9 protein-coding genes are annotated in these 10,732 nt (G+C 49.3%); 7 read left to right on the forward strand and 2 right to left on the reverse strand.

Annotated elements, in window-relative coordinates; all coding sequences use genetic code 11:
* The first annotated feature begins 40 nt into the window (after positions 1 to 40).
* A complete protein-coding gene (locus tag ABD014_RS10480) occupies positions 41 to 181 on the forward strand; it encodes a hypothetical protein (RefSeq protein WP_343860639.1) in 141 nt (46 codons plus the stop codon).
* A gap of 4 nt (positions 182 to 185) precedes the next feature.
* Complete coding sequence (locus ABD014_RS10485) at positions 186 to 1,442, forward strand: acyltransferase family protein (protein ID WP_343860641.1); 1,257 nt, start codon at positions 186 to 188, stop codon at positions 1,440 to 1,442.
* Between the two features lie 319 nt (positions 1,443 to 1,761).
* Here ABD014_RS10485 and ABD014_RS10490 read toward each other — a convergent pair whose 3' ends face one another.
* Positions 1,762 to 2,613 (reverse strand): AraC family transcriptional regulator, encoded by an 852-nt coding sequence (locus ABD014_RS10490; RefSeq protein WP_343860644.1) that lies wholly within the window; start codon positions 2,611 to 2,613, stop codon positions 1,762 to 1,764.
* Positions 2,614 to 2,734: 121 nt separating this feature from the next.
* On the reverse strand, positions 2,735 to 3,517 hold the full coding sequence (locus ABD014_RS10495; protein WP_343860702.1) for a VanW family protein: 783 nt from the start codon (positions 3,515 to 3,517) through the stop codon (positions 2,735 to 2,737).
* Positions 3,518 to 4,450: 933 nt separating this feature from the next.
* On the opposite strand from ABD014_RS10495, the gene ABD014_RS10500 reads away from it, so the two are divergent.
* From ABD014_RS10500 to ABD014_RS10520, 5 genes are all read left to right on the forward strand, one after another.
* Positions 4,451 to 6,241: an L-fucose isomerase gene (locus ABD014_RS10500; RefSeq protein WP_343860646.1), complete on the forward strand. Its 1,791-nt coding sequence runs from the start codon at positions 4,451 to 4,453 to the stop codon at positions 6,239 to 6,241.
* Between the two features lie 57 nt (positions 6,242 to 6,298).
* Positions 6,299 to 6,958, forward strand: a complete 660-nt coding sequence (locus tag ABD014_RS10505) for a class II aldolase/adducin family protein (protein WP_343860648.1) — start codon at positions 6,299 to 6,301, stop codon at positions 6,956 to 6,958.
* A 15-nt stretch (positions 6,959 to 6,973) separates the two neighbouring features.
* Positions 6,974 to 8,479 carry a rhamnulokinase gene (locus ABD014_RS10510; RefSeq protein WP_343860650.1) on the forward strand — a complete coding sequence of 502 codons (1,506 nt, stop codon included), beginning with the start codon at positions 6,974 to 6,976 and terminating at the stop codon, positions 8,477 to 8,479.
* On the forward strand, positions 8,473 to 8,910 hold the full coding sequence (gene fucU, locus ABD014_RS10515) for an L-fucose mutarotase (protein WP_343860652.1): 438 nt from the start codon (positions 8,473 to 8,475) through the stop codon (positions 8,908 to 8,910). Before ABD014_RS10510 ends, fucU begins: the two co-directional genes overlap by 7 nt.
* A gap of 384 nt (positions 8,911 to 9,294) precedes the next feature.
* Positions 9,295 to 10,272, forward strand: coding sequence for an aldo/keto reductase (locus tag ABD014_RS10520; RefSeq protein WP_343860654.1), 978 nt, complete (start codon positions 9,295 to 9,297; stop codon positions 10,270 to 10,272).
* Positions 10,273 to 10,732 lie beyond the last annotated feature (460 nt).

A 10,732-nucleotide genomic window follows, 5' to 3' on the forward strand; every position in this document is an offset into this window, starting at 1 on the left:
TTTCCCATAATTTATTGAAAGATAGGAGTACCTGAAATCGATGTACAGCCATTGGGAATGGGAGTGGGCATACGAATGCGGTGTTCTAGGCTACGGTTATCCTGTTCAGTTCGACGGTCATTTCTTTGTCTCTGCAGGCGATCATCCGTTCGGGAAGTCAATTCGGAAAAGAGGAAATTGAGCTGATGTCAAAGATTCGGTTAGGCAATACCCAATTAACAGGAGCGAATGGCATTCGTGCGATCGCTTGCCTGTCCGTCATCCTACATCATTTGGCGCAACGTCTAGCGATGCCCGCACAAAAGCAATGGCTTCAAGAAGTGCAGTCGGTTTTCTTACTTGGGAACAGCGGGGTCAGCTTATTTTTCGTGTTAAGCGGATTTTTGTTGTCGATCCCCTTTTGGAGCGCTTATTTGGAAAATGAGGCGTATCCGAGTATCCGAACGTATGCAGTGCGTCGTGCTGCAAGAATTATGCCCGGCTTCTATGTTTCGTTCTTGGTTTGTCTGTTGCTTGTATGGAGGCTGGACATTCATACGGAGTTCTTGTGGCGGCGCATCATAACGGGTTTCACGTTTACGTCAGGCTTCCACTATACAACGTTCTTTCCGTCCGACTTGAATGGGCCATTTTGGTCGATCAGCTTCGAGGTGTTTTGCTACTTGCTTATGCCTTTGTTTATGGCTTTATTGTTTATGCTCAGCAAGCGGCGTTCGTTCGGAAAGGCGATCTTGTTCTGGATCGTCGCGTTTGGATTGGTGCTTGTCGCCAACTCGCTCATACATCAGTGGTTTACGCCAAGCGAAGATGGCCGAGGTTGGGAATTTGGTCAGCTCGGCGGTGCAAAATACTGGATGCCGAATTACAATCCAATCGGATTCTTCGGCCACTTCACCATCGGCATACTGGCGGCGGGTATAACAATAGCGATCATGCAGCGCGGCACCGCAATCGAGCAGTTGCGCAAGTTTGGGCTGTTCGACGCTGTCGGGGGGGCCGCTTTGGTGCTTGCTGGCTTGCTGCTCTGGCGTATGCGCCACCTAGGCGAATTTGACTTCAGCTTCCAGCACCAGCCGTACTACTTCCCGGTTTATGCCGTTTTGTTCGGAATCGTGCTGTTATCGGCACCGTTCAGCCTGATGTTAGGGCGGTTGCTTGAAAATCGCTTTTTTCGATTTACCGCGAAAATTTCGTTCGGCTTATATATTTGGCACTATTTGTTCATAACGTTAATCGAAATGTACGGCATAAAGGATTATCGCTATTTCGGGATCGTGGACGTGTGGCGATGGTTAGGCATCAGTGTATCCGTCGTCGCAATCTCGTATGCGGCGGCGACGATCTCTTATTATGTCATAGAGCAGCCGTTCATCAATTGGTCGAAGGGCAAGCCGTTCTTTCGGCGCAAGCAGACGGCTACACACTCGGGTAAAGCCGCATAAGTAAGCGACAAATTATTAAGTATATTGAACGTGAAGATTGCCAACAGTTAAGTTTACAAATAGAACAGGCTGTTTTTCCTGCAGGTAGATCCTGCAAGAAAGCAGCCTGTTGTTTGTCTAAGGTGGCGGAGGGGAATCGTCGGTTACCTAACTCGGTCGCTTAGCTGGGTTGCCTAGCTCGGTCATCCACCAGCTCGGTCACCCAGCTCTAACGGAAATATAAGCCCTTTTTCGTAGGAATATCGAGCTTTTGAATTTTTAACGGAAATGAGTGCCTCTATGGGTATCTGAGTTCCGTTACAGATGCTACCGAGTTTCCTTAACGTCCCCGCTCTCCTTCCCGAAACGCCGATGGCGTCTGGCCGGTAACCTTCTTAAACAGCATGGAGAAATACTTGTCATTGCTGTAGCCGACTCTAGCGGCGATTTCGTGAACCGGAATGTCGCTGTCCGCCAGCAGATGCTTGGCCCCCTCGATCCTCCGGTTAATTAGATAATTAACCGGAGAGTCGCCGAGGTCTTTTTTGAAGCGGTGGGACAGGTAGTGCTGGCTGACATAGAGCGTGTCGGCGATATCCTTGAGCGTAATGCTCTGGGTGTAGTTCTTATCGATAAATTCCTTTGTCCGCAGGGATATTTCGTTCTTGCCCTTCAGCTCCTGGAATTGATGCTTCACATCGACAATGCGATAGATCAACGTAATTAGCGACATTAACAAGTTATTGCTGAGTGTCTCATAGCCTAGAACCTGTGAGTCGCATTCCTGCAGCATCTCGGACAGATAGCTCTCTACCCGATAGGCGTACCTCTCACAGGAAATGACCGGGTCTACGTAAGGAGGGAGCAGCATCCCGTAAGGAACCCCTTCAATATGCAGGTTATCCAGACCACAATAGAATACCTTGAAAGGCACCTCGCTCGAAGAACGCTCCTCATGAGGAACGCCAGGGTTATAGATGGCTACATCTCCTTGCTGAAGAACGTAGTCTTTTCCACCAATCGAGAACTCTCCGGTCCCTTCCACGATATATATGATCTCGCAAAAATCATGAATCTGCGGTGGCGCATAGAAGAAGCTCTCATCCTCAACCTTGCCGGCGAAGAGCAGCTCCGGGACTCTTTTGAAGCGGAAGGTATCGCTTTTTTGATGGGTTATTTCAATTTTAGGCACAACGGTTCCCTCCCGATAACAATCTATCTTCATTATGCCATAATCCTGTACGATCTGAAAAAGGGTTAGCTCAACCAGCTTAGGGCCTCAAATGTAAATGCAACAGCCTGCCATCTATAATCTAAGCATTCTTCTGCTTCAAAAAAGGCGGATACATCATCAATGCATGATTCTCTGTCACATATTGATCGTCCACCAGCTCGCCCTCCACATTGAACACTCGTCTGAAAATTAAGTTATGTCTGACATACCCGCCCCATGATTGTTGCGTCATGCTATGTTCTTTTTCATAAATCTCGTATCTAAGTTTGCTTGCCGAGGTGGTATTCCAGCTTCCGACCAAATGGTCGTCGGTCAAATAGACATTCAGCTGATACGGCTGATCTGTCGGATTGTAAATTTGCAGGTCAAGGTAATTGTAAGCACAAGTGGCCCCGCTGCCAAAAGGCTGACTCCGGTTCGAATCGGGGAAGACGTCGTAGCTATGACGGTGTCTCTCCGTAACCTCCAGCGGAGTATGCAGCGTAATCCAGTAGATCAGATTAGAGAGTTGACAGAGTCCACCGCCAACGCCTGCTTTAAAACCACCATAAAAAAGCACCATTCCCTCAACATACCCCTTCCTGCGCGAAGGACGGCCAATTAATTTCCAATAGGAGAATGTCTCGCCAGGCTGGATTACAATGCCGTTTACTCGTTGCAAGGCTAGCTTCAGGTTTGTAATTTTATTCGTCTGCATCCACATGTCAACGTTTTTTAGCTGCCGGATTAGCGGTGTTTGATGACTGATAATCTTCGCGGGGAGTATGGAGGGGTCTGTCTTTGCGGCATATTTGGTCCGTCCTAAATACCATTTCAAATATCTTCTCCAGCGAAAATAAAAAGCTCCCAAGATTAAGCGCATCTTTGATCTGGGAATTGGTTTCTTCAATGTAAATCCCCCTTTAAAGAGGTAGTTCAAAAAGTCCGCTTTTGATCACGAAGTGAATCAGGTGGCTATTCGGCATCGAATCTTGAATTCAGCCGGGCCTAAGCGGATGCTTACGAAGTCATGTTTCCTACGGAAACATCTCAGGTGCTCACGTACCAACACGTACGCTTCGCTCCTCAGTCCCTAGCTTCATCCAACTTTCTCGGTGCTGAAAACCGTACTTTTTGAACACGCACTTATAGAAATGAATTCGATAATGTGAACATCTTATTAAAGAAGCTAAGTACTGAGAACGCCCGGGCTGCTTAGTTTCGTTGTTTGCGTAGTGTTCTGGATAGCCTTTTGATAGCTAACTGGCATAAATAGAAGACTACACTGGCGAGTCCGAAGACAAGAATGAGTTGTGCCGCTGAAGCAGGGTGATTTGAGGGATTAATGATTAAGAAGGCCATGCCAATGATAGATCCCATTACGAAGTATAGTAGCAGCGAGAGAAGTGGTCTTCTGTCTCGATAGATCGCCCAGTCAACGATATATGAAGCCGGGATACCAATACAGATATATATGAGTAATAGAATAACAAAGCCCGCCATAAATGTATGTGTCGCTGTGTAATATAGAACGCTAGCAGAATCTTTACCCTGTTCGCTGATAAATGTGAGTATTAATGAAAAGAGCAGGGCCGATATGAATGATGACATGAATTTATTTAGCATCTCAATCTCCTTCCATAAAAGCCTGTTTATCCAAATCATCTTCCTATAACTGGTGTTATACATTAGACTCCCTCCCCCAGGTACACTATATTGACCACCCCCTCCAGCCAAAAGACAGCATAGTGGGTTATCGCCCTTCCAGCCTCCTACTAGAATGAAGACATAACACAGTTAGAGGAGGATTTATTTCATGACTGCAAATGATTATAGATGGAAAGACGGTTTTCCCAAGATCGGGATTCGTCCTACGATAGACGGAAGAAGAAGAGGGGTTCGGGAATCGCTTGAAGAGCAGACGATGAATCTGGCGAAGGCGGTTGCCAAGCTGTTAGTGACAGAGCTGAGATACCCGAATGGTGATCCGGTAGAGTGCGTAATTGCCGATACTTGTATCGGCGGTGTAGCTGAGGCGGCAGCAGCTGCGAAAAAATTCAAGCAAGCCGAGGTCGGCTTGACGATTACTGTAACGCCTTGCTGGTGTTATGGTACGGAGACGATGGATACCGATGCCAGCATACCGAAGGCAGTATGGGGCTTCAATGGCACGGGACGTCCTGGAGCGGTATATTTGGCGGCTGTGCTGTCAGCACATGCGCAAAAAGGAATCCCGGCGTTCGGTATTTACGGGGAAGATGTTCAGGACGAAGGCGATGACAAGATTCCTGCTGACGTGCAGGAGAAGTTGCTTCGTTTTGCCCGCAGTGGTCTTGCTGTAGCATTGATGCGCGACAAAGCGTATTTATCGATGGGCTCCGTCTCGATGGGGATCGCAGGTTCGATCGTGAACGACAGCTTCTTCCAAGAGTATCTTGGTATGCGTAACGAATATATCGATATGAGTGAATTTACGAGAAGGATCGATGAGGAAATTTATGATCCTGAGGAATATCAATTAGCGCTGGCTTGGGTGAAGGAGAACTGTACAGAGGGTCCTGATAATAACCCGGAACAATTGCAGACTTCCCGCGAGCGAAAGGACCAGGAATGGGAGACCGTTGTGAAAATGACGCTGATCGCCCGCGACCTAATGATCGGCAATCCACGGTTGGCTGAGCTAGGATTTGGTGAGGAAGCGAATGGACACCATGCAATCGCGTCTGGATTCCAGGGTCAACGTCAGTGGACAGATCACTTCCCGAACGGCGACTTTATGGAGACAATGCTGAACTCCTCTTTTGACTGGAATGGACGAAGAGCGCCATTTACCGTGGCTACGGAAAATGACAGCTTGAACGGAGTAGGCATGCTGTTCGGTAGTCTGCTTACAAATACGGCGCAGATCTTCGCTGATGTCAGAACATACTGGAGCCCTGCTTCTGTGGAGCGCGTTACTGGTTATAAGCTGGAAGGCCGCGCTGCTAATGGCATTCTTCATTTGATCAATTCGGGATCCGCAGCTTTGGACGGTACCGGTGAGCAGCAAATTGACGGTAAGCCAGCGATGAAGCCATTCTGGGAAATTACCGATGATGAGGTTCAAGCTACATTAGACGCAACGCAGTGGCGCCCGGCTTCGGTTGAATACTTCCGTGGTGGCGGCTTCTCGACAGACTATCTGACCCGTGGCGGGATGCCAATGACAATGAGTCGTCTGAATCTTGTTAAAGGTCTTGGCCCGGTATTGCAAATTGCCGAAGGCTATTCGGTAGATTTGCCGCAGGATGTACATGACACGCTCGACAAACGTACGGATCCAACTTGGCCAACCACATGGTTCGTACCGAATCTGACGGGAACTGGCGCTTTTACCAGCGTCTATGACGTAATGGATCATTGGGGCGCTAACCATGGTGTCATCAGCTATGGGCATATTGGTGCAGATCTGATCACGCTCGCCTCTATGCTACGGATTCCAGTAAGTATGCACAACGTGTCTAAGGAGAAATTATTCCGTCCGCGGGCATGGGGCATGTTTGGTACAGAGCAGAGCGAAGGCGCGGATTTCCGGGCTTGCGAGAACTTCGGACCGCTGTATAAATAACTCTGACAGAATGTAGATGGCTTTATGGTTTTACCTATGAAAGGGGAAATAAATACGATGCAAAACATGGATACACGCAACGAACTATGCAAATACGCGAAGAAAATTGTCGATCAGGGCCTTGTTGTAGGCCCCGGCGGTAACATCAGTGCTCGTGCTGGAGACAAAATGTACTTGTCACCAAGCGGCTTTGCTCTGGAGGAGATCAAGGCTGAAGAGTGGGTTGAAGTGGATATTCCGAGTGGAGAAATAACCGACAACGGTTATCGTCCGTCCTCCGAGGTGCTGATGCATCTGTACGGATATCGCGAAAATCCAAATATGCAGGCGATGGTGCATACGCATCCGTCACATTGCATTGCTTTTACATTGATTGCCGAGGAATTACCGATTATGTTCCCGGATCAGGCGGCACTGGTTGGGCGTACTGCCTACATTCCGTACGTCATTCCAACGACCGACTTGCTTGCGGATGCGGTGGCCGCCAAGGTGAACGAGGCTAGCTCGATTCTATTGGGCAACCATGGTCTGGTGACGACAGGCAAAAATCTGCGTGAAGCTTTCTATCGCACTCAGGTTGTTGAAGAGAGCGCCAAAATTTATTTGGCCGCCAAGGCTGCAGGTACGCCGTCCGTGCTTACGGAGGAAGAGGTAGATGCCATCGCAGCGCTCGAGAGCGAGGACTACCGGATTCAGCTGTTGCAAAAAATGAAATGAACAGGCGGTGCCACAATGACTAACATACCAACCGTTCTGGCGTTTGATCTCGGAGCTGGCAGCGGGAGAGCCTTGATTGGTGAGATGGAGGAAATTGCACCGGGCGGGTCCAGGCAATTAAAGATTACCGAAATTCACAGATTCCCCAACGTACCAGTCCGCATTGGCGAACATCTGCATTGGAACACGCTTGGATTGCTTCAGGAGATCAAGACGGGCATCAGCAAAGCGTTTCAGCTTGGTTATAAGCCGGAGAGCTGTGCGATTGACACTTGGGGTGTAGATTTCGGACTAATCGATGCAAATGGAGAACTGCTCGGCATTCCGTATCATTATCGCGATCGCCAGACTGAAGGATTGGTCGAAGAGCTGTCGGCGAAGCTTGGCGCAGAGCGATTGTTCGCCGAGAGTGGTCTGCAATTTATGCCATTTAATACAATGTATCAGCTCTATGCGATGAAGAAGGCGAACTCTCCGAAGCTGGATGCGGCTGAGACGCTGTTGCTGACGCCGGATCTGCTGAACTATTTTCTAACGGGGCGCAAAGCATGTGAATTCACAATGGCGACGACAACTCAGCTCTATGATCCGGCGAAGCGGGCCTGGAATAAGCCGTTGATGCAGGGGCTTGGCTTGTCCGATTCTCTCTTCCTGGAGCCGGTTCAGCCGGGAACGGAAATCGGTCAGCTTACTGAGGAGATCCGTGCTGAGCTGGGCGTACCACGACTTAAGGTCATTGCTGCAGTCTCGCATGATACCGAATCAGCAGCTGCTGCAGTGCCTGCATCTTCGCCAAGTTTTGCTTATTTAGTGAGCGGGACATGGTCACTGCTTGGAACGCAGATGCAGGAACCACTATTAAATCCAGATGTTTTGAAGTTGGATTTTTCCAATGAGGGTGGGGCAGGCGGAAGCTATCATCTGCTGAAAAATATTATGGGCCTGTGGATTCTACAGGAGTGTAAGCGAATCTGGGAACAGCGGGGCGAGACGTTTAGTTATCCGCAGCTTGTCGCTCAGGCCGAGGCGACGGAAGCATTCCGCAGCTTGATTGATCCTGACGATCTGCGATTTATGAATCCGGATTCTATGCCGGAGGAAATAGCGGCTTATTGCCGCGAGAATGGGCAGCCGCAGCCACGTACGATAGGCGAGACCGTGCGATGTATCCTTGAAAGTCTAGCGCTCAAGTATCGTATGGTGTTGGAACAGGCTGAGCAGCTGACCGGAACGGTGTTTGCAGGTCTGCATATGGTTGGCGGTGGCATCCAAAATGAGCTGCTGTGCCATTTCACGGCGGGAGCGATAGGCCGTCCGGTCTGGACTGGTCCGGTCGAGGCTAGCGCAATCGGCAATATGCTAGTGCAACTGCAGGCTGGAGGCTATCTTGCTGATATGCAGGAGGGCGTAGAACTGGTGAAGGCTTCTTTTCCAATAAGCACATATGAACCGGAACAGCAGAGCGAATGGCAGAATGCTTATGCTCGATATCAGCAGCTGATGGAGGTCATGCCATGTTAAAAGGAATTTCAAGCTTGATTTCGCCCGACCTAATCAAAATATTGATGGAAATGGGTCACTCTGATGAGATCGTATTCGCTGACGCGAACTTCCCGGCGGCGAGTCACGCCCAGCGGCTCGTCCGCTGCGACGGGCACAGCATACCAGAGCTGCTGGAGGCGATCCTGCCGCTTTTCCCGCTAGATACCTATGTGGATCATCCTGCAATCCTCATGGCTGTAACTCCTGGAGATCCTGTAGAGACTCCGGTTTGGGCACGTTACAAGAGTATCGTTGCGAAGCATGATCCGAGACCAGAGACTTTTGAAGAGATAGAGCGATTTGCTTTCTATGAGCGGGCCAAACGGGCTTATGCAATCGTATCAACTGGTGAAGCTGCGCTTTATGCCAATATTATTCTAAAAAAAGGCGTAGTGTCCGAACCGCGTTAACCCAGCGTGATTGCTGGCAGATATAACAAGCGGGAGAAGTCGCTTTCCGAGCTGAGCTACAGCTTATGGAGAGCGGCTTATTCTCGTTGATCTGGATGTAGGCAGTGATAAGAGCCGTGAAGGCTGCGGTGCACTTTATGCGGCAGCGGATCTGACGCCGGCTCAGTCGGCGAGGCGGAATTCTAAAGCTGATCCGAGCGGTTCATGGATCCATCATCAGTAGAGGCTGAGCAAAGGCTGGAGTTTATCGATGCAGAAGGGAATAGCTGGCCTTGGTAGAGAATAAAAATAGGAAGTAGTAATATTAAGTAATGATAGTAAGTATTGATAGGATACTAGAGTGCCAGGTCAGATTTTACTATTTTGATTAAGGAGATGTGTTCAATGAAGTATACTACGCTAGGACGTTCCGGCTTGAAGGTAAGCAAGTTATGTCTGGGTACGATGAATTTTGGCGTATCGACGGATGAGAAGGAATCTTTCCGTATCATGGATGCAGCTCTGGATGCGGGGATCAACTTTTTTGATACCGCTAATATTTATGGCTGGGGCGAGAACTCTGGACGAACTGAAGAGATTATTGGGAAATGGTTCGCACAGGGCGGCAACCGCCGCGAGAAGGTCGTACTGGCGACGAAGGTGTACGGGAATATGAGCGATCCGCTCGACGGCCCTAACGGGGAAGTCGGCTTGTCCGCTTACAAAATTCGCCGCCATTTGGAAGGCTCGCTGCGTCGTCTGCAGACGGATCATATTGAGCTTTATCAAATGCACCACGTAGACCGGGGCGTATCCTGGGATGAGCTGTGGGAAGCATTCCATATTCATCAACTGCAGGGTAAGATCGGCTATATCGGTTCTAGCAATTTTGCAGGCCGCGACTTGGTTAAGGCGCAATATGAAGCGAAGAATCATCACATGCTCGGCCTTGTGTCGGAGCAGCATAAATACAATCTTCTTTGCCGCTTGCCGGAGCTGGAGGTGCTTCCAGCGGCGGAAGAGCTAGGCATCGGCGTTGTTGCCTGGAGCCCGCTAGAGGGCGGACTGCTTGGCGGGAATGCCTCGAAGAAGGTCCCTGGTTCTAGAACGGAGAAGAACACACGCTATGAGCAATATGCGAAGCAACTCGACGAATTTGCAACGTTATGCCGTGAGCTTGGCGAGACCGAAGCCAATGTGGCGCTGGCCTGGACGCTGGCCCATCCTGCCATGACCGCCCCGATTATCGGCCCGCGGACACTGGAGCAATTGGAAGGCGCACTTCGCGTCTGCGAGATCGAGCTTGATGAAGCTGTGTTGAAGCGTCTCGATGAGATCTTCCCAGGACCTGGCGGCGCTGCGCCGCAGGCTTATGCTTGGTAAAAACACAGCGTAAAAACGCTATGCTGCCAAACGGGCAAACGACCAAACGACCAAACGACCAAACTGCCATAATAACTGTTGGCGAAGCTGCCGTGAGGCCGATAAAGAGCAAATACTGTTTGACGTAAAACGGCGAACCGGGGAATCGAACAGAATTCTGGTTTGGTTGCTGGAGCAATGCACGGTAGCAGCAGAAGCAAAAGCAGTAGCTAAACTGATTAAACCATATGCATTGTCCGTCTTGCCGACCGAAAAAAGAAAAAACTGCAAATATGCATTTTTTTGATCCGATATGGCGCTAAATATCGAAATGCCTGCAAAAATGCAGTTTTTTCTAAGTTAATCACGAGAATCCTCAGGATTCGCTTGAAATTCCTGCGTATTTGCAGCAATTTCCTCACGGCCCCCTAATAAAAGTGGAGTCTTTCCCTCCAATAAATTAGACTATTTATAAAGGGGA

The organism is Paenibacillus motobuensis (assembly GCF_039521865.1).
Lineage (GTDB): Bacteria > Bacillota > Bacilli > Paenibacillales > Paenibacillaceae > Fontibacillus > Fontibacillus motobuensis.

Bases quoted from the DNA above. Each gene is read 5' to 3' on its own strand.
- ABD014_RS10480 (WP_343860639.1), top strand. From the start codon at position 41: ATGTACAGCCATTGGGAATGGGAGTGGGCATACGAATGCGGTGTTCTA.
- ABD014_RS10485 (WP_343860641.1), top strand. From the start codon at position 186: ATGTCAAAGATTCGGTTAGGCAATACCCAATTAACAGGAGCGAATGGC.
- ABD014_RS10495 (WP_343860702.1), bottom strand. From the start codon at position 3,517: ATGCGCTTAATCTTGGGAGCTTTTTATTTTCGCTGGAGAAGATATTTG.
- ABD014_RS10500 (WP_343860646.1), top strand. From the start codon at position 4,451: ATGACTGCAAATGATTATAGATGGAAAGACGGTTTTCCCAAGATCGGG.
- ABD014_RS10505 (WP_343860648.1), top strand. From the start codon at position 6,299: ATGCAAAACATGGATACACGCAACGAACTATGCAAATACGCGAAGAAA.
- ABD014_RS10510 (WP_343860650.1), top strand. From the start codon at position 6,974: ATGACTAACATACCAACCGTTCTGGCGTTTGATCTCGGAGCTGGCAGC.
- fucU (WP_343860652.1), top strand. From the start codon at position 8,473: ATGTTAAAAGGAATTTCAAGCTTGATTTCGCCCGACCTAATCAAAATA.
- ABD014_RS10520 (WP_343860654.1), top strand. From the start codon at position 9,295: ATGAAGTATACTACGCTAGGACGTTCCGGCTTGAAGGTAAGCAAGTTA.